The organism is Butyrivibrio sp. TB, assembly GCF_900110805.1.
In the GTDB taxonomy this organism is placed as follows: Bacteria; Bacillota; Clostridia; order Lachnospirales; family Lachnospiraceae; genus Butyrivibrio; species Butyrivibrio fibrisolvens_C.
Genome location: NZ_FOER01000006.1, coordinates 1 through 21,900, shown reverse-complemented (window position 1 = coordinate 21,900; position 21,900 = coordinate 1). Strand labels below are relative to the sequence as shown.

Annotated in this window: 24 protein-coding genes and 1 other RNA gene; 5 read left to right on the top strand and 20 right to left on the bottom strand. The window is 39.9% G+C overall.

What is annotated here, in order from left to right; genetic code table 11:
• Positions 1–6: 6 nt before the first annotated feature.
• Entirely contained in the window at positions 7–561 is a 555-nt protein-coding gene (locus tag BMX21_RS05215; protein WP_027204999.1) for an ECF-type riboflavin transporter substrate-binding protein, read from the bottom strand.
• 217 nt (positions 562–778) lie between these two features.
• Here BMX21_RS05215 and ssrA point away from each other — a divergent pair.
• Positions 779–1,134: a transfer-messenger RNA gene (gene ssrA / locus BMX21_RS05210) on the top strand.
• 151 nt (positions 1,135–1,285) lie between these two features.
• Here ssrA and BMX21_RS05205 read toward each other — a convergent pair.
• The 8 genes from BMX21_RS05205 to BMX21_RS05170 all read right to left on the bottom strand — a co-directional run bounded on the left by BMX21_RS05205 (position 1,286) and on the right by BMX21_RS05170 (position 8,070).
• Positions 1,286–1,633: a hypothetical protein gene (locus BMX21_RS05205; RefSeq protein ID WP_022754842.1), complete on the bottom strand. Its 348-nt coding sequence runs from the start codon at positions 1,631–1,633 to the stop codon at positions 1,286–1,288.
• Between the two features lie 17 nt (positions 1,634–1,650).
• Positions 1,651–2,016, bottom strand: coding sequence for a hypothetical protein (locus BMX21_RS05200; protein WP_022754841.1), 366 nt, complete (start codon positions 2,014–2,016; stop codon positions 1,651–1,653).
• Between the two features lie 192 nt (positions 2,017–2,208).
• Positions 2,209–2,754, bottom strand: a complete 546-nt coding sequence (locus BMX21_RS05195; protein ID WP_092042304.1) for a GNAT family N-acetyltransferase — start codon at positions 2,752–2,754, stop codon at positions 2,209–2,211.
• A gap of 197 nt (positions 2,755–2,951) precedes the next feature.
• Complete coding sequence (locus BMX21_RS05190) at positions 2,952–3,887, bottom strand: glycoside hydrolase family 43 protein (RefSeq protein WP_092042086.1); 936 nt, start codon at positions 3,885–3,887, stop codon at positions 2,952–2,954.
• Positions 3,888–3,926: 39 nt separating this feature from the next.
• A complete protein-coding gene (locus BMX21_RS05185; protein WP_092042083.1) occupies positions 3,927–4,748 on the bottom strand; it encodes a PHP domain-containing protein in 822 nt (273 codons plus the stop codon).
• A 172-nt stretch (positions 4,749–4,920) separates the two neighbouring features.
• Entirely contained in the window at positions 4,921–6,519 is a 1,599-nt protein-coding gene (locus BMX21_RS05180) for an alpha-L-arabinofuranosidase C-terminal domain-containing protein (protein WP_092042080.1), read from the bottom strand.
• A gap of 427 nt (positions 6,520–6,946) precedes the next feature.
• A complete protein-coding gene (locus BMX21_RS05175; RefSeq protein ID WP_022755414.1) occupies positions 6,947–7,507 on the bottom strand; it encodes a chromate transporter in 561 nt (186 codons plus the stop codon).
• Positions 7,504–8,070, bottom strand: a complete 567-nt coding sequence (locus BMX21_RS05170) for a chromate transporter (RefSeq protein WP_092042077.1) — start codon at positions 8,068–8,070, stop codon at positions 7,504–7,506. The genes BMX21_RS05175 and BMX21_RS05170 overlap by 4 nt, the downstream gene beginning before the upstream one ends.
• A 589-nt stretch (positions 8,071–8,659) precedes the next feature.
• Between BMX21_RS05170 and BMX21_RS19330 the strand changes: the two genes are divergently transcribed.
• Positions 8,660–8,797, top strand: a complete 138-nt coding sequence (locus BMX21_RS19330) for a hypothetical protein (RefSeq protein WP_155243814.1) — start codon at positions 8,660–8,662, stop codon at positions 8,795–8,797.
• Between the two features lie 5 nt (positions 8,798–8,802).
• Positions 8,803–9,765: a PstS family phosphate ABC transporter substrate-binding protein gene (locus BMX21_RS05160; protein ID WP_092042072.1), complete on the top strand. Its 963-nt coding sequence runs from the start codon at positions 8,803–8,805 to the stop codon at positions 9,763–9,765.
• Between the two features lie 187 nt (positions 9,766–9,952).
• On the opposite strand, the gene BMX21_RS05155 is transcribed toward BMX21_RS05160, so the two are convergent.
• Together BMX21_RS05155 and BMX21_RS05150 are read right to left on the bottom strand one after the other, a co-directional pair.
• Positions 9,953–11,560: a cellulase family glycosylhydrolase gene (locus BMX21_RS05155; protein ID WP_242952878.1), complete on the bottom strand. Its 1,608-nt coding sequence runs from the start codon at positions 11,558–11,560 to the stop codon at positions 9,953–9,955.
• Between the two features lie 370 nt (positions 11,561–11,930).
• Positions 11,931–13,334: an ATP-binding protein gene (locus BMX21_RS05150; RefSeq protein ID WP_092042069.1), complete on the bottom strand. Its 1,404-nt coding sequence runs from the start codon at positions 13,332–13,334 to the stop codon at positions 11,931–11,933.
• A 379-nt stretch (positions 13,335–13,713) separates the two neighbouring features.
• On the opposite strand from BMX21_RS05150, the gene BMX21_RS05145 reads away from it, so the two are divergent.
• Entirely contained in the window at positions 13,714–14,079 is a 366-nt protein-coding gene (locus tag BMX21_RS05145; protein WP_242952877.1) for a carboxylesterase family protein, read from the top strand.
• Positions 14,080–14,161: 82 nt separating this feature from the next.
• On the opposite strand, the gene BMX21_RS05140 is transcribed toward BMX21_RS05145, so the two are convergent.
• The 5 genes from BMX21_RS05140 to BMX21_RS05120 all read right to left on the bottom strand — a co-directional run bounded on the left by BMX21_RS05140 (position 14,162) and on the right by BMX21_RS05120 (position 17,479).
• On the bottom strand, positions 14,162–15,100 hold the full coding sequence (locus BMX21_RS05140; protein WP_092042067.1) for a hypothetical protein: 939 nt from the start codon (positions 15,098–15,100) through the stop codon (positions 14,162–14,164).
• Between the two features lie 67 nt (positions 15,101–15,167).
• Entirely contained in the window at positions 15,168–15,467 is a 300-nt protein-coding gene (locus BMX21_RS05135; RefSeq protein ID WP_027204987.1) for a helix-turn-helix domain-containing protein, read from the bottom strand.
• Positions 15,468–15,763: 296 nt separating this feature from the next.
• A complete protein-coding gene (locus tag BMX21_RS19325) occupies positions 15,764–16,723 on the bottom strand; it encodes a translation initiation factor 2 (protein WP_177173933.1) in 960 nt (319 codons plus the stop codon).
• An 11-nt stretch (positions 16,724–16,734) separates the two neighbouring features.
• The gene (locus tag BMX21_RS05125) at positions 16,735–17,184 is read right to left on the bottom strand and encodes a DUF4869 domain-containing protein (RefSeq protein WP_022757493.1); all 450 of its coding nucleotides are present in this window, start codon (positions 17,182–17,184) and stop codon (positions 16,735–16,737) included.
• A 130-nt stretch (positions 17,185–17,314) separates the two neighbouring features.
• Positions 17,315–17,479, bottom strand: a complete 165-nt coding sequence (locus tag BMX21_RS05120) for a helix-turn-helix domain-containing protein (RefSeq protein ID WP_177173932.1) — start codon at positions 17,477–17,479, stop codon at positions 17,315–17,317.
• 257 nt (positions 17,480–17,736) lie between these two features.
• Here BMX21_RS05120 and BMX21_RS05115 point away from each other — a divergent pair, with 257 nt between their 5' ends.
• On the top strand, positions 17,737–18,894 hold the full coding sequence (locus tag BMX21_RS05115) for a TolB family protein (RefSeq protein WP_092042062.1): 1,158 nt from the start codon (positions 17,737–17,739) through the stop codon (positions 18,892–18,894).
• A gap of 190 nt (positions 18,895–19,084) precedes the next feature.
• Here BMX21_RS05115 and BMX21_RS05110 read toward each other — a convergent pair whose 3' ends face one another.
• From BMX21_RS05110 to BMX21_RS19315, 4 genes are all read right to left on the bottom strand, one after another.
• Positions 19,085–20,254, bottom strand: coding sequence for a hypothetical protein (locus BMX21_RS05110; protein WP_027217147.1), 1,170 nt, complete (start codon positions 20,252–20,254; stop codon positions 19,085–19,087).
• 1 nt (position 20,255) lies between these two features.
• The gene (locus tag BMX21_RS19320) at positions 20,256–20,663 is read right to left on the bottom strand and encodes a hypothetical protein (RefSeq protein WP_177173931.1); all 408 of its coding nucleotides are present in this window, start codon (positions 20,661–20,663) and stop codon (positions 20,256–20,258) included.
• A gap of 285 nt (positions 20,664–20,948) precedes the next feature.
• A complete protein-coding gene (locus BMX21_RS05100) occupies positions 20,949–21,629 on the bottom strand; it encodes an endo alpha-1,4 polygalactosaminidase (RefSeq protein WP_092042060.1) in 681 nt (226 codons plus the stop codon).
• 72 nt (positions 21,630–21,701) lie between these two features.
• Positions 21,702–21,900, bottom strand: a 199-nt coding sequence (locus tag BMX21_RS19315; RefSeq protein ID WP_177173930.1) for a hypothetical protein, incomplete at its 5' end; no start/stop codon positions are given.

Below are 21,900 nucleotides of genomic sequence, written 5' to 3'. Positions count from 1 at the left end.
AAAAGATTAATCTTCTTCCTTAAGACTACCCTTCTTAGGAATTGCAGTTGAATATGCAATGCAAAGAAGTGTTCCTACAATAGCAGTTGTAATGATATTGATGATCGCACCTGTTACGCCCTGAAGGAATACCTTGTTGGCAGGCTCAGCATATATGAGTATATCAAGAGTAGGAGCTATAACTACCCATGCTATGATATGTGATACAGCCTGACTTACATTAAAGAGTACGACACCCTTAATATTGAACTCACCTTCATCGAGTTTGAGGAAAAATGAGATAACACCCATAATAAGGCCAAAGAAACCTGAAGCTATAACCCAGCTCCACCAAACGCCCCAGCCGTAGCTAAAGTCGATGAAAAAGTGACCTATAAGTCCTGCAAGAACACCTGCTATAGGTCCGAACACTCCTGCAATGAAAGCAAGAACGCCGTACTGAACTGAAATATTAGTATTCGGAACAGGACTTGGAATTGCTACAAATCTGCCCAATACAAAGAATAATGCTGCGCCGATCGCTGTTGCAACGATGGTCTTTACTGATAATAATCTGTTCATGGTAGATCCTCCCTATCTTCATATGATAATTTTGATATATATTCGAAACTATAATATCATATTTTTTGAACATTTGCTCTATATAAGCATATGATGACCAGATATAGTTTTTACCACCTTTGGCGATTTTTGGCAACTATTTCGTGGAACAATATTGAAATTCTCCTTGCAATCCGATATAATACTAGAGCACATCTGTGTTTTATAAATTGAATATGGGCTAGTAAAGGTTTCGACAGGGGTTTTGAAACTGGAGAAGCTATCCGCGGGATGGTGCGTTAAACCTCAAACTTAAAAGTAAACGCTAACAACGATTACGAATTAGCAGCAGCCTAAGTGCTGCAGCCGTCAGCCCAGATGCACCTGCTCATCTGGAATCTGGCGCCATTCTGGCAGGAAACGACACATTCAAAGCTTTGAGATTGTGGGCGTAACATGAAGCTACCGATTCAGGTTGTTCGTAAACTGATGGTCTGATGAGGAAAATGGGGCAACCCGAAACAGTTTACTATGATAGTAGAAGGACAGCGGACGAGCTTTTGGACACGGGTTCGACTCCCGTCTAGTCCACTTATATTGTAACAGCAGCAGTACCTGGCGCGTCTCTTATCAAAGAGAACCACGTCGGGTCATTTTTTATTTAGTCAGCTCTCCTATATGACGACAGCATCACTAAAAAAGACGCCAAAGCCTTAAAAATCAGGTTTTTGGCGTCTTTATTTTTTTATTTCTCTTCGTATATCTCTACACGTTTGAACTTATCTGAACTTTTATCACTTCCTTTTACAGTGATCTTATCTCCAGGCTCTTTGTCTTCTATGTCGATCGTGAAATCCATTCCGTTATCTGCTTCAAAGCTGATCTCTTCATCATCGATCTCCCATTCGATCTCCAGATTACTGCCATAGCCGTCATTGAGATAACCTGAGCCGTCCTCACTTAAAACAAGGATCATTCCGTCATCATTAATATATGCTCCGCTCCAGGCTTTCTCAGGTGATGTCTTGCTACATGCGACAAGACTTGTAACTGTCATGATAGTGCAGATCAAAGCTGCTGCTTTCTTTTTCATTTAATAATCCCCCTAAATCAGTCTTCTTCATATATCTCTGTTCTATCGAAGTCCTCGTCTCTCCATGACTGGCCTTCTTTGCCGGATACACAGATTGTATCATCAGGCTCTGCATCGTCAATGTCGATGATAAGCTTTTCGAATCTGTCACATTTGATCACGATCTCGTCATCATCAATTTTCCATTTAATCTTGTAATTATCAGGGGTACCGCCATTGATGTATCCTCCTCCATCCTCACATAGGATAAGGAGGCTTCCGTCCTTACCAATATACACTCCTGCCCATTCACTCTCAGGAGATGTCTCCTTGCCCTTGCCACAAGCGGCAAGACTCAGCACAGCCATAAGGCTGCAAAGTGCTACTACTGCCTTCTTTTTCATATGATTCCTCCCAAACATAACTTTAAATTAAGCCCTGATCATATAGAGAATGCCTACACGATCAAGGCTTACAGAACTTTATTATACCCCGTAGATTGTCCTCTGACAATTCGTTTATTTCTAAATCAGATAATAATCTCTCATGTTCTCACATCGTAAGCTAACCAAAAAAGCTGTGCAATTTACATGCTCTTATAATGCAAGACTCATCTCATGCCACTCTTCGCCGGCCCAGACAGATCCTGATATTCCCTTGTCTACGAAGCCAAACTTTAGGTACATGCCAACTTTGCTGTCGAGGCAGGTAAGGGCGAGGCTCTTACGGCCTCTTGCTTTCTCGCGGATTCCATACTGCCTTACAAGTTCTCGTCCGAGGCCCTTCATCTGATAATCCGGAAGGACATCAAGGCCGCAGATCATGACATTGGCTCCACCTGGATCATGGTTTGATGCATCTGTGAAGAACTCATCCTTAAACTCAGTCTCATTAGTAGCGATTCCGTTCAAGAATCCTGCGATTCTGCCAGTAGTCTTATCTACTGCTACAAGGAAGAAATCAGATGCTACTCCTATCCTTGAAGTCATATTCTCAGGTGAACATGCTTCGTGTGGCGGGAAGCATGTGTGTTCTATAGTTATAGCCTGATCTATCTCGTCATTATGAATAGTTCTGAATTCAAATCTTTCAAGAAAGGTTGTATTGTTTACAGCTTCATTCTGATCATTTTCAAACTTCATATTAAAAATCCTTTCGTCAACTATCATACCTACTAACATATAAGCTGATTTTGCCAGCAAATCCATTATATGACGTAAGGGTCAAAAGGAAGTTTTGACACCTACCTCATTATATAAGCAAACGACTAGAATGAGCTATACTTTTTATTTATTATCATTATAAAAAACATATATGTTCTATTCTGTTATCTTAATGATCACACTTCCTCAACGCCGTCGCACATAGGAACAGTGCTGATAGAACCGTCTTCATTATAACTAAACTCGGCTACGCACACGCTTCTGTGGAAGAGGCTTCCTCCCGGAAGATCTCCTGTGTGGTAAAAGAGATATGAATGTCCTTTAAAATCGCAGATGCCGGGATGGTTAGTGAAGATGCCTCCCTCTTCTTCTGCCATGAGGACGCCGCCATATACCCATGGTCCTGTGGGAGATGTTGATGTAGAGTATGCAAGGTGCTCGTTTCTATTCTTGCCTTCTGCAAATGCAGCATAGACCATGTAGTAGAGGCCATCTTTTTTATAAAACCAAGGTCCCTCGCCGTAGGATGTTCCTGTCATGTGGCTTCCTTTGGAAAAAGACTCCTGAGTCATAGGTACCTTCACAATTCCCACGGATTCATCGTATGATACCATGTCTTCATTAAGGAGGACGTAGCGAAGTTCAGGATTACCAAAATACAGATATGCCTGGCCATCATCATCGATGAATACTGTAGGATCGATGTCATTCCAGTCGCCTTCGTCTACAAGAGGATGTCCAAGATCCTTGAAAGGGCCAACAGGGCTATCTGATACGCCGACAGCTATTGCCATGCCGCTGTCTTTTTTCTTAACCGGGCAATAGAGGTAGAACTTGCCATTTCTCTCGATGCACTGCGGAGCCCAGGCTCTTGCATCTGCCCACTCGATATCATCAAGTGAGAAGATCTTGCCGTGGTCTTCCCAGTCAACCATGTTGGTTGTGGAGAAGCATCTCCAGTCATTCATTGTATAGAAATCGTTAACGAGTTCGTCTTCGTCATGAGTTGTATATAGATAAAGCTTATCTCCATACACCATAGGTGCGGGATCTGCTGTATAAATAGATGAAACAATAGGATTAGTGCTTTTTCTTTTAAGTGTCGTCTCCATAGATGAATATTTTCTCCTTATTGATTGTGTACTCGTACTTCATGCCTTCTTATAGTTTGGAAAAAGGTCGCCCAGCTCTACGCTACTTCCATGATTAGCCTCGTCAAACAGTGTCATAGGAAGTGTATTGGCGGTATCAGCTGTCATGATCTTACGCTCGTTAGGGATAAGGGGCATGAAGCCTGTTCCTGACTTTATCGCATCTACATAGTCATAGATGCTCTCGATAGGTTTTTCAAAGAGCATGCCGGCGCAGCTGCCTTCTAAGACGTTGACGTCATGGAGGTCTGTGCCGGATGTCATGGTGATGCCTCTGTCCTTGCAGAAGTTATAGGCAAGAATGTCCTGATACTCGGGATTGCCATAGTTGCAAGCTTCCATGGCATCGCACTGATATGGGTGCAGGTATATGTCAGAGAGGTAACCTCTTTCTCTGAAGGGGTGAGCCTGAACTATAAGGCCGCCGGCTTCATGGATGAGCTTCATATACTCAAGGTGATCAGCATCTATTATCTCGGGATGAGCTTTGAGCCAGTCCTTATCAGGGCCATAGATGAGGTATTCATCTCCGTGCTGATTCTCCTCCCAGCCAAAGAATACCTTGAAGCCCTGCTTGTCGCCTTCTTCTTTGGCAGCTTCGTAGCCTTTGCAGAACTCATCTATATATTCTGACCAGGGAAGGTGTCTTGAAGGTCTTGTATTACCACGGAAGAAATGATCTGTGATGATCATACCGTCATAGCCAAGTTCCTTGAACTTCTTTATATAATCCCTTCCATCAGTCTTGCCGCATGCACTGGACTGGGCCGTATGCATGTGAACTTCGTATTTATACTTGTACTTTTCAGTTTCAAAACTCATCGCTGCTACCTCGAATATATCTTTTTCTAAATAACCAAGCTACTTCCAAACTTTATAATCATATGACTACCAGATTGTTACGTTTCTTCGAAACTCTCACATCTACGTTCCACTCCGGTCGGGCCATAAAGTCATATTCTATTTGTATAAAAAGTGTGTAAATACAAATACATTATTTTTCCAAAATAATAACGTTCCAGGAAAGTGGCTTAACATAGGTCTTGACCTTGCCATCTTCAAAGGTCACACCGCTGACAGTTGCAGGCTTTATGATATCAGGATCTTCAAAAGAGTTCCTTGCATCTATATCTTCTGTATACATAGCTTTGTGACACACTTTATGATAACCTTCAAAACCAGATGCGTCTATAGTCAGAGGGTACTCGTCGCTATCGCTTTTATTGATAACGAATATAGCTACGCGCTCCTTGTCCTCGTCCCAAGCTGATGCAGCATCGATGTAAGGCACTCCTTCCTTGGTAGGATACTGGGAGTTGTCATCGATCGCATATCCGGGGATATCGAAAGTCTCACTCTCAACAGCAGTATTAAGAGCTGTTCCCTTAGCATACTCGATAAGGTCTGTGAATGGATAGAAGGATGCAGACTTCCATACATGATCATGGTTTGAAGCGCACAGAGCACCAAGGCCTCCTGTCATACAACCGATCTTGACTCTGTCAGCATGACGCAGAAGCGCCAGCTGGATAGATGCCATAGAGAGGGCATGTACCATCTCGCTGCCAGGGAAGATCCTGTCTTCCATATTGTCAGGGTCGTGCATTATGTATTTTCTCTCAGGATTGAATACATAGTGACTTCTGTACATGTTGTGAGGTCCGTAGCCAGGATTAAGAGGCGACAGAGGGCGAACCATAGATCCGTATTCGTCAAAAGAGATCATGACCTTCTTAGGAGATCTCATCTTGGCTGCAACAAGGTCGCACAGAGCTACCTCTGTATTGATAAAGTCTTCATAATAGAGCGATCCGCCAAGAAGAGCCTTAAGGTCTCCGGGAGGTGCTATGTGATAGTGATGAATTGACAGATAATCGACAGATTCATAGCACTGCTCCAAAACCTCCTCATCCCATCTTGGGAAGTGGTCCATGAACGGTGCGGACGAACCGCATACAGCAGTCTCTATAGAAGGGTCGATCCACTTGACAACCTTGGACACTTCATTGGTGCGATTGCCATATCCTCTTGGATCTTTCTCCCATGACCCAAGCTGCCAAGGACCATCCATCTCATTACCAAGATACCAGGTCTTGACGCCGTAAGGCTTATCATGCCCGTTCTTTCTTCTAAGTTCTGCCCAGTAGCTTGTGTCCTTGTGATTGGTGTACTCTACTATCGCCATGGCATCGCGGATATCGCCTGTGCCAAGATTGACAGTATACATAGGCTCAGTTCCAACCTTTTCAGCCCAGCTAAGGTACTCATCGTGACCTACCTGATTGGTATAATACTGATACCATGCAGGATCCAGAACTGTCCTTCTCTCTTCCTTGGGTCCTATGGAATTCTTCCAGTCCCAGCCTGATACGAAGTTGCCACCGGGAAGTCTTATAGCAGGCATTCCGGTCTTTTTAAGAGCTTCGATGATATCTGTTCTAAAGCCCTCTTCATCTGCTGTAGGATGCTTGGGATTATACATAGTACCATTGACCATAGTGCCGATCGGCTCTAGGAACGTACTAAAAAGTCTCCTGCTGATATCACCTGTTTTAAACTGCGGATGGATCGTTATCTTAGCGTCTTTACTCATAATGTCAGTCCCCCATTTACAATTTGTGCCATCCCATAAGATATATGCCTATACGGGAATTGCCACTTACAATTGTACAATGGGGGACTTGTTCAGACTAAAAAACTATTGCTATATTTTTATCATTAGTTGTCATTATTGCCACTTGGACGGGCCGGCATCCCCAAAGTCTTTACTGGGGCAGGCAGTATATATATCATTGCCATGCTGTTAATAGTTTTATAATTCAAGGCATGATAGCTGGAGCTTTCCATTCTGGGGTCCAAACTCGCTTCGCTCAGACATGTGGACCCCGGGCAGAATGAAAATCTCCATCTATCACGCTCATGAATTTAATAAAACTATTAAAAGCATGGCAATGATATATATACTGCCTGCCCCAGTAAAGACTTTGGGGATGCCGGCCTGTCTAAGTAGGAAGTTTGAGTTAATATACTATAATCCCCATCACCGCTGCGATGCATATAAGTCCTATAGGCGATATACCTGATCTTAATACCTTCCTGGAGCCAAAATATACAACTGCCAAAGCAGCGCAAAATAAAGCCGCCTTAATATCGGGAGTTACAGACATCCCCTTGATGATGGTATTTTGTAATATCATGCTGACACCCATAGCCAGGATGATACCCATAATGCAGGGTTTTAAACCTCTAAGCACTGCCTGAACATAAGGACTATCCAAAATGCTCTTAAGTAAGATCATAATAAGTATGATGATCACAAAGGCAGGAAGAGCTACAGTGAAGGTTGCAAGAAGCGCTCCCGGGATTCCTGCTGTCACTGCGCCTACGTATGTAGCCATATTGATCATAAGAGGTCCCGGCGTACTCTCGCTCACAGCTATCATGTATGATAGCTTCTCTTCATCAAGCCATCCGTAGTGTAGCACCACATCTCTTATAAGAGGGATCGCTGCATATGCTCCGCCAAAAGAAAACAAGCCCACTTTTAGAAATCCAAAGAAAAGATTTATATATATCATCATCTGCTGCCCTTCCTGGTAGTCATATTCCTGATACTGTATATAAGCAGGCTGCAAAGACCTGCCACCAGCATCAGCGTAATGGATGATATCTTGATAGCGCAAATATTCACAGCCATCATGATGACAAAAACTGTTATCAATACAGCAATCTGAAAAGGCCTTTTGGGCATCTTTTTGATCATCTTAAGAGCCGCATCCAGTATAAGCAGCCCAACAGCTATCTTGATCCCCTTAAATGCGCTCGCTATCCATGCTATCTCAAGGAAGCTGTCCAGGAACATGGAGATCACATATATGATGATAAAAGATGGAAGGATCACTCCTACAGTAGCTGCAATAGCCCCCATCAGCCCGCGCCTCTTATATCCTACATATGTCGCGCAGTTTATAGCTATAGGCCCTGGCGTTGATTCTGCGATGACTGTTATATCCATCATCTCATCATGGGTGATCCACTTCTTCTTATCAACGCAGATATCCTGTATCAGCGAGATCATAGCATACCCTCCGCCAAAGGTAAAAAGACCTATCCTAGCAAATGTCAAAAAAAGCTCAATAACCAAAACATCCTCCGAAAAACAAAAAGATCAATAGCCAGATCCCCTCCCTGGTGTTCCCTCTTTATTTACAGTAACGAATGCATTCATAGCCTGCTATTTACATATAAACTCCCATCACACGCATAGCACTTGCTGCACATCCACTGTGTGATTTAATTCTAGCACATACTTATGAAACTTGTTAGTATACTGATGGCCATAAGTATCGATTTATATACCAATCTCTGTTAAAATAAATAATGTTACATATTTAATGATATCGGTGTCAAAAGTTCTTTTGACACCTGCATCATCATTTATATAAAACCATCTTTAAGTTGCTTCATTTAAATTTTTTTGGGGGTACATTGTATGATTTTTGATGCGATCATGTTTGATTTAATATTCTTAGGAATTCCCGTAGGTGTTTTGATCTGGTTCATTGCTTCTCTTATCCTATTCATAAAAAGAGACAAGAGTGACAAACACAATTGCACAATTCGCATTATTTCATTGTGTCTTTCAGCTCTGTTTCTTTTTGTAATAATAGCTTTTTACCTTTTTGTCATGTGGCTCATCACCAATATGGTCAGATATATGTAAGGAGGTTTCCATGGACAACAAAACCTTTTTAAAAATAATCGTAGTAATTTCGATTCTTGGGATCATCAGCATTGTAGTTCTTGGCGTATGGTCCTACTTGTTATATAAAGACTGTTCCATTATTTCTTACATAGCTAACAGGGGGTAATTAAGATGAAAACAAGCAAACAGCTATGTATCATCATCAGCATGATTCTTGCCATATTCCTTTTTGATATATCAATATTTAATATTGTCACCAAAAGGTATATCGATAACAGATCATCGGAAATGAAGAACCGTTCCATAGAAGTTTCAGAATATCTCCCATTCACAGAAAAGTCCGGCATCTGCCACATTGATACAGATGTTAAGCTTTCAGGCGATCTCCCGGTAATAGACGGAGCTGCTGCTCTGTATCCCATGTTCTCAGCTTTTGTAGATGCAACTTATCCAAAAGACAGCGTATCATTTGACGGCACTGACTTTACAACAGACAGCTCCCTACAGTTCCGTAATACAAGAGGCGCATATCAGGCAGTAGTTGATGGAAGTGCCGACATAATCTTCTGCGCTCAGCCCTCAGAAGAACAGCTCGCATATGCAAGCGAAAACGGCGTCGAGCTCACCCTGGTACCTATCGGCTACGAAGCATTTGTTTTTATTGTGGGCAAAGATAACCCTGTAGAAAACCTGACTATCGAACAGGTTCAGGGTCTTTATACCGGAAAGTACACAAACTGGTCTGAGGTCGGAGGCGACAACCGTCTTGTAGATGCCGTTCAAAGAAACGTTGGAAGTGGCAGCCAGACCGCAATGCTCTCTTTTATGAACGGTCAGAAAATGAAACACTCATTCTTTGGTGCACTAACAGGCAGAGCGATCGGCTTTTCATTCAGATACTATGTAACAGGACTAAACGGCAATTCTGATGTCAAAATGCTCGCATTAGACGGCGTATACCCAAGCGAAGAAAATATCGCCAATGGAACCTACCCCCTTGCAGATAGCTTCTACGCCGTTTACAACTCATCTAACACCAACCCGAATATACCAATCCTGATAGATTTCATACTTTCAGAAGAGGGGCAGGCAATCGTAAAGCAAAGCGGCTACACACCTCTTGTAAGCAACTAATATTAACATAACAACACTCTCCCCTTCATGGTCAAACAGGTCAGTCTGTAATTCAGAATCGAAAATAGTTTTAATATCAATGGGAGGAGCCAAGGCCCCTCCCATTGTAGCTATACATATTTTAGCTTGATCATGCTCTATCATTGCGTTTTGATTTTAGTTAATCATGTCTACAAGCTCAAAGATCTTATTCTACTGTGATATCCACGGATGAACCGACTGATCCGGCTCCCTGAATACCGAATTCAACTGATGAACCAGCCTGAATAGTAGCATTCCAGGACATAGGTGTGATCACATAATAATCACCTGACTCTTCGATGTTTACACACCAGCTTGAATCGATCTTAACCTGACTCTTATTGACTTTTACAGTCCAGCCAGATACAGCTTGTGAAGAATCATTCTTGACCTTGATGATGATCTGGTATCCTGTGCCCCAGTTATTGATAGTGTACTCAGCACTAAGATCACCGCCTGTAACAGGCTCAGGATCAGGTTCTGAAGGCTGAGGATCAGGTTCTGAAGGCTGTGGGTCTGGCTGCGGCTGAGGATCAGTCTGAGGAATCTGCTGACCATTGATAGTAGCAGGAGTTCCATCTACATGCTTCATGATAGCACTTATGATCTCAGGATTCTTCCACTGGAGAGTATTTCTATCGATATACATGTGGCACTCGCCATCTGAACCAGCGGAATTGTTTTCGTACACATTGTTATCCCAAAGACACATTGCCAAGTTACTATATCTTGCAGCTGCTCCCCAGTAATAATCTGCCCACTTAACACGCTCTGCAGTATTATTTCTGTTAGTAGCACTTGTCTCGCCTACAACAACCGGAATGTTCTTTGAAAGGAACTTGGAATTAAGATCATTGAAGAATGAATCAATATCTCCCTTAAGGTTATCTGTAAACTGAGTGGTATATGTATCACTTGCAAGTGCGAATGTATAAGGAATATAAGCATGAACTGAAAGGATCAGTCTGTCCTGTGCAGAATCCTTGGGCATCTTGAAGCCATCTGTCATGCAGCCTTCTATTGAAGCATCATAACCGGGAACCATTACACATCTTGCCACGTTGTTACCACCTGTTGCTCTGATAGCATCAAGAGCTACCTGGTTGTAATCGTTAATGCAGGCAACAGCTTCCTGAATGTCAGAACTTGGATTGTTCCTAGGGAACCACCACTCCTGGCTGTGTCCTACAAGTCTGGGCTCATTCATTGTCTCGAATACAAGATGATAATCATAGTTCTTGAATTCATTAGCTATCTGTGTCCATACAGACTTAAAATATTTTTCTGAACGATCCTTATTAGCATTATTGGGAACATAGAAGCAATAATCAGAATTGATATCGTGATGTGTATTAAGAATTACATACATATCATTAGCGATAGCATAATCAACAACTTCCTTAACTCTGCTCATGAAGAAATCAGGAATCTGATAATCAGAACCTGTTGTGTACTGCCCCCACGATACAGGTATACGGATTGTATTAAAACCGGCTTCTGCGACAGAGTCGATCAAAGCCTTTGTTGTTTTGGGATTCCCCCAATAGGTTTCGTTAGAACTTGTGTAGGGGAAATTGGAGCTTTGTCCAAATGAATCCAGACTGTTTCCAATGTTCCAGCCAACTGTCATGTCTGAAACAACTTCCGATGCGGTCTTATCTGTCCCCGCAGCATAAACCGTCTTTGCAGGAAGCAAAGGTTTCAGAGAAGTCAGCGCAAGCGACACCCCTAATAATACCATCGCTTTTTTAATACCTTTTAATTTTGTACGCAAAGCTAAACACCTCCTATCTGTCAAAACGCAACAACTATATGATAGGAGAAAAATATATATTAAGTCAATTGAAATATATCGTAATAGTATACTTTTTGCATTATCAGTTTCCTGTTCTCAAACTCCGTCCAAAGCCGCATTATATGCACATTATCTAATTTTTGCTCTTAAACATTAGATAATTTTTATACATATCTTGTAATATAGATACTAAAAAGACAAAAAGAGCCTATACATAACTTACAATTTCAGGGCTTCATTTTCTACGTAAAAAAATGAGTTTCCAAATAATAATGCGACAGCCCCTTTTTTGTTCCGATAACAACGAAAAAGTGCCGATGACATCGGCACTTTTTTATGTTCAATTTAATCACTTATCATCAGGCACTTTGAGATGTGTGACATCTACCGGTGCAACAATATTACTTTTTGTATCAGGTTTCATGAAACCGATGGCGTAAAGCGGATATGTAGTGAATCCTTCGCCTTGACCTATATTGGTATCAGAGAACTTTATAGCCGGATGTGCACCATATTTCTTTGGATGACTGATCACATACTTCATACTTGTTGCTCTATTGTTGGTAGCCTTACATTCAACTATTACGGCTTTGCCCTCATCTTCATATAAAAAGTCAAGTTCTGGAGATCCACTCGGAGCATGAAAATAGTATAATTTCATACCATTTGTAGCAAAGGCAGAAGCAACCATATTTTCAGCTATAGCACTCTTATAGGAACTAATATCTCCTGAAAGGATTTTGGCTGGGACATCATCGCCAAGCTGCGATACAAGTAGTCCTGTATCGCAATAGAAGGCTTTAAATTCTGTGGGAATTTTTACCCCTTCTAATGGGAATGATATCTCCTTTGTGTTAAAAGACTTATAAATCAGGCCAACATCAATAAGATATTGAAGTCCATCAGCTTTTTCAGGTGAATTTCCTTTTACATTTACAAGGCTATACTGGAACTTCTTATATTCTTTTGAAAGCTGTGAAGTCATGGAATCAAGACAGGCCTCTGCTCGGAGCTTAAGCACTTCATTTACTTTGTCATTCCCCTTGCTATCCTTATATCTTCCAAAATCGTCCCTTATTGATTTCAAGATAGATTTTTGTACACTTCTGACAGCATTAAGATCATGAGTCGCAAAGAATTTATTCACAGCCTCTGGCATACCACCAACTATCAGATACTGAAGATATAAAGTTCTCATACTTTCATGAATTGTCTTTTCTATTGTTTCTTGGTTACATATACATTCCTTAACATAATCCAATACTTTCTCATCAATTCCAGTGTTTTTCAAAAATTCACGAAACGAAAGAGGATACATAGATATTTGTTCTTCATAACCAACAGGAATTCCTCTTATATATGGCTCACGAAAGCCTTTAACACCCAAAAAGCTTCCGGTAGCTATGACATCGTATCGCCCATCAATATCCCAATACTTTAAAGAACTTCTTGCATTAGGACAGTCTTGAATCTCATCAAGAATGATAAGTGTTTTATGCGGAATAAATCTGGCTTTTGTTTCCACTGCAGAAATTGACATGACCATCTTATCTACATCGAAATCCCCCTCAAAAGCACTATGTACAGTTTTATTAGCTCTAAGATCAATATATATGCAACTTTCGAAGAATTCCTTTCCGAATTCTCTAACAATATATGTTTTTCCAATCTGTCTTAACCCTCTTATTACAAGTGGGTGATGATCTCGATTTTTCCAATCAATAAGTTTATCCCAGATATCTCTTTTTAACATAGAAAGCCTCCTGTTTGTACCATTATATGACAATTATCGGCTATTTTCAACGGATCCAGCAGCATGAATTGTTGTTTTTCAAAGGATTTTTCGGTTGAATATTTATATTTTTCAAAGGATTCAGTAGTTATGTTTTGACATTTTTAAAAGGATCAAATGCATGTGTTTTGACATTTTCAAAAGGATTTAGTGGTTTTTTTATGCATCAGTCTGTATCAATAACGCAAATCCCCATTCGAGTAAATCAAAAAATCACGCAAATCCCCGTTCGTTTTTAATGGAATACAGCCGAAATCCCCGTTCATTTTAAATGAAATACAACTGAAATCCCCGTTCGTCAAAATCAAAGTTGTACCCGCCCTACAAGAATGTACCGGCAGTGGATAACAAGAATCCTGACGTAACAGGCGTTGTCAGCATCGCACAAGGCGACCTTACCGGAGTATATAACGAAGATCACTCGGTAAAAGTATACGCAAGCATCCCCTACGCCTACGGAAATCTCTGGAGGCACCCGGGACTTTATAGCGAGGAAGATTACGAACTCTCTGAAATAATGCAGCAGTACTGGGTTAACTTCGCTAAAACCGGCAATCCAAATGGGGAAGGCCTTCCTGAATGGAAAATGAGAACAGCTGATCAGGACAAACTCCTGCAGCTGGATACAGAAATTAAGATGATCGATGATCCTAACGCAGAATTGTACAAGATCATCGATATGTACCAGGAATCAACGATTTCATGAAAAACACTTCACGAAAAAGCTCCCGATGTAGTGATACCTCACTATTCCGGGAGCTTCATTTTTAACTAATTCTTATGGTTCATTACTGCTCTTCCCCAATCACCGCATTCGGATTGCGCTTGTGAATCTCCGAAAGAATCGTATCAACAGCTTCGTTAACACCTTTGAAGAGCGCATTCATCATGGCAATCTTATGCTTCCTGCCATCTCTTGTTACGACTGTGACAAATACACTATGTACGCCCTTATAAGAAGCATCAGACCTATATGCCCTCGCAACCTCCTCATAAGGAATAAATGCCAGATCTATATCCGCATAGACGATACGCCTCGGCGTGAGGTAAGTATTTGCAACCTTAATAACCATCGTAGCGGGATCCAAAAGCTCATTGTCTATCATCTGTAACTGAGTATCAGAAATACCATGCAGTGTCTTATTGAAGCTTACAAATCCCTTAATTCCCATTAAGAGGAACAGAAATGCAAATAAGGCAAGTACTAAGCCAACATATACACATATCATAGCCATTCTCACAGGATACATGTACTGTATGCAAACGCCCTTATAGTAGTCGTCAAAAGACTCTTTCGTCCAAGGTTCTACATTATCAGGAAGCTTATCATTAAAGTGCTCTTTGATAGTCTCCTTATCACTGTCACTTATCTTAAGAACAGATCCAACTACGTGAAACTCACCATCTTCAGCAATTCCATCCATCATATCGTCATACCAGTCGTTGCCGGCTCGCATAATGTAGAATCTGTCGCCATCATTTATTTCATAGTACGTCACATCATCCGAATATCGGCATATCTTTACAGGGCGCTCTACGATATCAACATATGACGCCTCTCCAACCTTAATTGTCTCATCCTCATAATTTTCAGCCAGCGAGGTAGCCTTCTCAAAGCCCTGTGTCTTTAAATGATGCATCAAGACAAAAGAAAATATCGTAAGTACCAGGAATATACATCCAATAATATTGAATCTAATGATCAGTTTATACTTCTTTTTTATCATGACCGACCTTCATTTCTTCATATGATCTTCAATCCACTTATCACACTCTACTTCCACTGCAAAACATTTATACCTTATATTTACTAGCATTAACAACTTCCTCAATGCTGTTATAAACAGGCTCTGAAAAAAGATCGTTTACTTCTTGAACCAGCCCAAGTTCCATAGTAAGCTTTATAAACGATTCCAGCGAGATCTGGCCTGTCTTTTCGAATTTCCGCAAAGTGGCATAGCTAACATTACTTCTTCCTGCCAACTGCTTTTGTGTTATTCTCCTTCTTTTCCTTGTAGCCTTAATTCTCTTTGCCAGCCTAAGGGCAACATCTGACGGTGTATCCCACAAATAATCAGTATCGACCATAGCCATACCTCCTCCTCGCAATTGCTATTATAATAGCAATTTCCATGTAAATCGCCTTGTTTTTGCTACTATAGTAGCACTTTTCAAAACACCTGCTACGTGCTGTAACGTAAAAATAGAGGTGCCGCCAGACACCTCCATGATCTAAACTGCTTAAACTAAAAATGTCACTTATAAACTTAAAATCCAATTATCCGCATAGCGCTTGCCGCCGGAATCTCTGAAATTTTCGCTTATCTGTTTTTTATTGGGTCATTTATTGGGTCATCATGACCCAATAAAACTTCCCACTGATATAAATCTTATAATATCTGCTCAGGCATAACATTCTTTATCTTATCAATAATCTTAGGAGCTGTGTAATTCTCATTGAGCTTTGTCTTGCCATATCTAAAAACTGTCTTCTGAGTGTTCTGAACAATATAATCAGTATAGTATTCTTCCCAGCTCAGATATTTACTGCTATCAGCATAATTATATGTTTCTTCTAAAACAGCTTTAGGGACTTCAATTATCCCTGCTTTAAGCAATAAATACTCAAATGATTCCGGAGCGTAAAGCACACACTTCTTCCCTGTCAGAGTAAGATATCTCATCACCTTACCAACATCAGCCCCAAAAGCAGCTCCATCAACTATAGAAAGAATGCTGTCTTTATCGCTTTGTCTTATGCACTCGTATACTTTACTCTTGCCTCCGGCTGTTTCGCATTTGTCACCATAGATATGCTTATAACACTCATATCCAGAATTTGAATCCTCAGTAATGACAACCTCCGGTTCAACTTTGCCGGCTACATCTGCCAAGTTATAAAGCTTGTACATTTCATTGTATACTTTTTTATAAGATTTATATTTTGATGAATCGGATACATTCTTTAATCCATATATTTCTTCAACACTATAAGGGAGTAGTGCAAGGTCATCTCTACTAACAATGACAAAATAGTTGTCTGACCCCCTAACCATCTCAGCAAATTTCTTTCCCTTCAGAAAAGATGCTGTTTCATCAATAAATACAATGCTCTGATTTAACGAAGCCAATCGTAATTCCCAATCAACATTTGTAAGTACAGTACATTTCTTCTCACATTTAATAGTGATTCCGGATGAATTTCCGTTTGCTTCATATTCGCCAATAAGCCTTATAAGTTCAGTCTTTCCGCTGGCACTATCGCCTTGAAGAATAGTGATATTCCTCTTAACAGTAAGGAAATAATGGGCTTTGTTGTTATATACTTCTATATCGTATTTTCCTACCATATCAACCTGCCTTAAATCAAATGATTATCCAATACTGCTTCGACGAGTTCAATGCCATTATGAACAGTCTTTCCAAGATTCACGATTTCAATATTCAAATTGTCTTTTCCAAAATCCATCAGATAGCCAAGCCTTATGGTAAGATCCTTTTTCTCAGCAATTTTCAAAATCCACTTTGCACAGTTGTCGCCACATGCAGATGCATTAAAAATATGCTCCGAATCATTATTCATAAGGATCAAAGTCTTAACGCCACCAGACAACCTTTCAACAGGTATAGACCCAAGGAACGGACTGTCTATAACTCGAGGTCCAATAACATCCGATTTATCTATATCCTTTATCATCTCAACAGAAAAGCTGTCAGTTATCCATTCATCTTCATAACTATTATTAAAAAACACATCCGGATTAAAAATATAATTATCGGATTCCAAATCTCCGTAGTATATTTTAAGCATGGCTGTATATTCTCCTTTTTTGATTATGCATCACTACCATTATAACGCATTTCCCGTCATGAATCTTCACAATCCTAAAACAAACAAAAGCCCAGACATTCCATCCAGGCTTTCCTACATCCGATCAATATCAGATCATCTTATACTCTTCAAGAATCTTCTTTACAGCCTCCACTGTAATGCCTGATTTCTCAGCAATCTCCTCTATTGGCATACCATCTTCAAAGCGTGTGAGAATTCGACCAATTTCAATTCCACGGTTTAACTCTTGATCCATATGTTCTTTGTAAGTCATATACTCTTTCCTCCAAAGAATACTTTTTATTACTTGGAAAGCTGCTTGGTGATACATCCTCCCCCCTCTCACCCCAATATCTTATCACATACGCAATAATAAGTAATTCAACTCGCAGTTGAATCTCCCCGGAATCACCTACGCGCCGTTCTTTAACCGTTTATTATTTCGCAATAAGATAACTTCAAACATTCTGCTAAATGTCCTATAATCTTAATTTATAGAGGACACTTTAGAAAGTTTGGGGGAATGGGGAAATGCAGTTATTAAAAATATTGTTATGTATAGCGTTGGCGTTTTCGCCGGTAGTTGGTTATGTAATTATTAGCGATAATAAGAAGTGGGGTAAGTCGTTTCTTCTGGCACTGGCGCCGTTTGGAGTAGCTATTCTGCTCTTGTTTGCTGCAATGTTTGTCGATTTTCATATTGCAGCACTTATTCTTCAAATTTTAATCCCTTTGATACTAATAGCGGGAGTAATAGGTATAGTCGTATGGGGATTTACTCTGCTTTACGAAAAAGGTTTTTTCAAAGGAAAACGCCTGATAGGGACTCTTCTGGTTTTTGCAATTATGATAATGGCGATAGGTTGTACTGCTTTTTATAAATTGCAAAGTAAAGGTTTTTTTAAAAAGGTTGATTATTCAAAATATCCGGATATTGAATTTTCAGGGAACTATTATGCTAAAGAGGGAAATAAAAGAGTTACGGTCCATTGGGAGAGCAGTGACAATACATTCACTAACACAAGTGAGAAGGATATTAAGTATGAACCGGATGAACCCCGTAAAATGCTTGACACAGTCAGCGGTAAGGAAATAGATGTTTCGAAAATTTTCTATAATGCGGACGAGACAGCTATATATTATTCAAACTATAACAGGATATTCCGGTACACACCGGCGGATAATTCTTATGAGCTGATAGGGACTGCATCTGCTGAGGATGACAGTAAATATTATATTAATAAGATTTGTGTTTCAGATGATGAAACGAAAGCTTATTATATAGCCACTGATTATATAAAGCAGTATGTTCATAACTATCTGTACTGCATTGATATATCAACAGGTAAAAGCTCAGTAATCATACATGAAGATGGATGGGTGCGTGATTTCGAGATATCACCTGATGGAAAATCCATTATCTATAACGGAAATAATAGAATTGGTCAATACGACATAGCTTCAAGAACGACTACTGTACTTTTGGAAGGCACAACAGCGGATACCAGAGACAACGGTGGAGACAAAATAATTCGTATTTCAGAGGATGGAAGATACATAATGTATTATGTGGATACGGTTCCCGTTATGTGGTCTCAGATTTTTGTGTATGATACCCAAACCGGAACAACCGAAAAGGTAATCAAAACCAATAAGTATTCGATACATGATGTGGATTGGGAAAAATAAAAAATAGTTAAGGTAATAAAGGCCGATGACCTGTTTAGAGAAATCATAGGCTATATCGATGCATGCGTAGACTTCTTTAAAACCATAGACTCTTATGAGGGGTTCAAGAAGCTTGTTGATGAGCAGGATTTCGTTTTTAAAGATGAGGTTTCAGAAAGTAATAGACAGATCTTTTTCAAAAATAATCACTTCAAAACCTGATCTCACTAAGATTTGCACCTGAAGAGAACTTCTCATACATATCTATTTTCCTACGATACATCTCAGTAACAAATTTGATTCTCTCCTCACTTACCTGAGAATCTTTACGATACATATCCTCTATATAATAGGCATCAGGCAATAAGCTAACATCTATAAGTTTCCTGTTTTGAACATATTTAAGAAGTTCAAGTTCACTTTCCTTAAAACCTTGAGCCTGCTGAGACAGAACAAATTTATCTGTTATTGGAACTATATCTCTTTCGACCATCATGCTCTTACCACTGTCATAAATTGGAGCCATCGATATAAATTTTAAAGATTCCGCATCCCTTAATACAGAGATGTTAGTAAGATGCCTATCTCTATTACTAAAAATAAAGTCTATCAGTATCTCAAATTCAAGATATTCTCTTACTATATTTCTATCAAGTCCATTCTTATCACACACATTAATAAAGTGCTCATATCTTGAAATATTATTTGGCTTTTGTTCGCTTGTTATAACTGCATATGCTGAAACAAGCTCTTTTTGCTGAGAAGTAAACAAGTCGGAAATGCAGCCATAATCATAATTCTTGCCATCAATATGCAGGAGCGAATAGCAGACACTATCTCTGCCCTGAGCTTTTATAGCATCGCCTATTATCACTTCATTGATGCTCTCACTGGAATAGATATCGTGGTTCCCCTTAACAAGTTTTCTGATTCCATTATCTATAATCCATGTCTTTTCCAGATTACCCTGAAGAGACGAATTGGGCTGATATTCTCTAACTTCATCATCGTTATAACTGATGTTACCAAGCAGTAGATTTTCCTTAAAATCATTATCAAAAAGATTAACATCTTCCCATGTAAGACCAGATCCCAAAGGCCTGATCCAATAATAATCAGTCAGGCTAAGGCCCAGATTGTGCGTAAGAAAAAGACCACTTGTCTCGATCCCATTTTCTCTAAGCATTTTTTCAATTTTGCCCTGCTTTATAGGAATTGCTCTATCTCTCCACCATTCGATGATACCCCTGGGACTGGTCCTGTTTTGCAAAGGCAAAATATCGAGATTCTCCTTTTTACCAAGCTTTACAATATTACCGTCTTCACCAATCTGAAGCATCATTATTTCTTCATTTTTGCGCATAAGCGTAAACATAGCCATATTATTCACCACCTAACAGATCACTCTCATACTCATTCTCTAATGACATCCAGGCATAATCAGAAATGAAATTCTCCGGTACATCCTCTCTCTTATCAAGCAGCTTAATCTTACGGACACCATCAATGATATAATCCATCTCATACTGATTATCCTTAGACAAAAGAAGCTTTCCAGAAATCCCATATTCATCGCTATGGGTATTCTCTACAAAAACATCTCCTCTATCCCTATATATAGCTTCTGTAATGGCCCTATTAACAAATTCTCCAAAAGATTCACCCATATTCATAGCATGATTCTTAATAAAATCAAGATTGCCTTTACTCGTTCTAACCCTGATCTGATCGGTTGAGTTTATATATTTCTGTGTCGCAGCCTTCTGCGCCTTGGTATAAATAGCACCCATAATACACCTCTTATAATATAGATACACTATATTTATATGTATAGTGTATCTATATACAAAACGCTTGTCAAGGCACTTAAAGCTGCTGTCTGCGCTAGGGTATCATATAGAGTCAGGCAGCCCTTTCTAATATCACTACTTAACAGGGGCCGTTTAACAGAACACAGATATCAATTCGAAAGTTACAGGTCACAGACAAGCGTTCACATTCTGTTAACTTAACACGGTACATCATTTAGATCATAAAAGTTCCATGACTGCAACATCCTCTAAAGATCAAGAAAGTCAGAGATCAAGTTCCAGTGAATCCGATATATAATACTTAAAGCCATGCGCCTTGCAATAACGGCGTATCTTCATGGACAAAAGCGGATCATCAGTGTATTCCAAAAGGTATATATCAATGCCATCATCTGCATATGTCTCTATATAGTCCTTAAAATATTCCTCGTCATCTGCAGCAGCTTCATGGAACTCTTCCTCGTCCCAGTCAATACTTGTAAGTACGGATTCCTGATTGATACCTGTTATGATATCATCTGCATCCCCGCCTTCATCTGTATATGCAGTAACAAAAGCATCTCCGCCGTTGACAACAACCTCTGCTCCTGTAGCTATGAGACCTTTCATGATAACAGTAAGTCCTTCAAAGATCTCCTTTTCAGGATACTGATAATAGACATCACAATTATCTACAAAAAATCCATCTATTCCTTTATCCAAAAGGTCAGGCGCCAGTATATCAAGGATGAACTCCTGCCATCTGCCTGAAGAGACATCTACCCACTTCTCTTCTTCCCAGTGTTCATAGACATCAAGTGTCAGATCTTCATATTCATCATAATAATCACGGAACGATTCTATAGAGCCAATGTTTATATAGCTATAAACCTCATGCCCCTGCTGTTGATTGTCAAGTAAAATTGACCCACTTTTATACTTAAATCTGACCCACCTTAAAATCAAAACTAGCGATTTTAGAGGTGGGTCAGATTTATTTCTAAATCCCGATTTTTACACTGTGAATTGACCCGCCCATTAATGAGTTATTAGCGTATATCCAGCATCTATAAGTGCTGTTTTGTCTATTGTCATGGATCTGTTTAGCGTATCCAGCATCACATATCTACTAAGTTCCAGAAGTCTGTCGCCAAGTAGCTCTTTTATTAGCCTGTCCATAGCATCTGATTTAGGCATAGCCTGCGCTGTCTTTACTAAAACTTCTTTTTGCTGTTTT

Bases quoted from the DNA above. Each gene is read 5' to 3' on its own strand.
- BMX21_RS05200 (WP_022754841.1), bottom strand. From the start codon at position 2,016: ATGAAAAAGAAGGCAGTAGTAGCACTTTGCAGCCTTATGGCTGTGCTG.
- BMX21_RS05140 (WP_092042067.1), bottom strand. From the start codon at position 15,100: ATGATAAAAAAGAAGTATAAACTGATCATTAGATTCAATATTATTGGA.
- BMX21_RS05175 (WP_022755414.1), bottom strand. From the start codon at position 7,507: ATGATGATATATATAAATCTTTTCTTTGGATTTCTAAAAGTGGGCTTG.
- BMX21_RS19325 (WP_177173933.1), bottom strand. From the start codon at position 16,723: ATGGTAGGAAAATACGATATAGAAGTATATAACAACAAAGCCCATTAT.
- BMX21_RS05110 (WP_027217147.1), bottom strand. From the start codon at position 20,254: ATGGCTATGTTTACGCTTATGCGCAAAAATGAAGAAATAATGATGCTT.
- BMX21_RS05190 (WP_092042086.1), bottom strand. From the start codon at position 3,887: ATGGAGACGACACTTAAAAGAAAAAGCACTAATCCTATTGTTTCATCT.
- BMX21_RS19320 (WP_177173931.1), bottom strand. From the start codon at position 20,663: ATGGGTGCTATTTATACCAAGGCGCAGAAGGCTGCGACACAGAAATAT.
- BMX21_RS05125 (WP_022757493.1), bottom strand. From the start codon at position 17,184: ATGCTTAAAATATACTACGGAGATTTGGAATCCGATAATTATATTTTT.
- BMX21_RS05150 (WP_092042069.1), bottom strand. From the start codon at position 13,334: ATGTTAAAAAGAGATATCTGGGATAAACTTATTGATTGGAAAAATCGA.
- BMX21_RS19330 (WP_155243814.1), top strand. From the start codon at position 8,660: ATGGACAACAAAACCTTTTTAAAAATAATCGTAGTAATTTCGATTCTT.
- BMX21_RS05205 (WP_022754842.1), bottom strand. From the start codon at position 1,633: ATGAAAAAGAAAGCAGCAGCTTTGATCTGCACTATCATGACAGTTACA.
- BMX21_RS05160 (WP_092042072.1), top strand. From the start codon at position 8,803: ATGAAAACAAGCAAACAGCTATGTATCATCATCAGCATGATTCTTGCC.
- BMX21_RS05120 (WP_177173932.1), bottom strand. From the start codon at position 17,479: ATGACTTACAAAGAACATATGGATCAAGAGTTAAACCGTGGAATTGAA.
- BMX21_RS05215 (WP_027204999.1), bottom strand. From the start codon at position 561: ATGAACAGATTATTATCAGTAAAGACCATCGTTGCAACAGCGATCGGC.
- BMX21_RS05195 (WP_092042304.1), bottom strand. From the start codon at position 2,754: ATGAAGTTTGAAAATGATCAGAATGAAGCTGTAAACAATACAACCTTT.
- BMX21_RS05135 (WP_027204987.1), bottom strand. From the start codon at position 15,467: ATGGCTATGGTCGATACTGATTATTTGTGGGATACACCGTCAGATGTT.
- BMX21_RS05115 (WP_092042062.1), top strand. From the start codon at position 17,737: ATGCAGTTATTAAAAATATTGTTATGTATAGCGTTGGCGTTTTCGCCG.
- BMX21_RS05180 (WP_092042080.1), bottom strand. From the start codon at position 6,519: ATGAGTAAAGACGCTAAGATAACGATCCATCCGCAGTTTAAAACAGGT.
- BMX21_RS05185 (WP_092042083.1), bottom strand. From the start codon at position 4,748: ATGAGTTTTGAAACTGAAAAGTACAAGTATAAATACGAAGTTCACATG.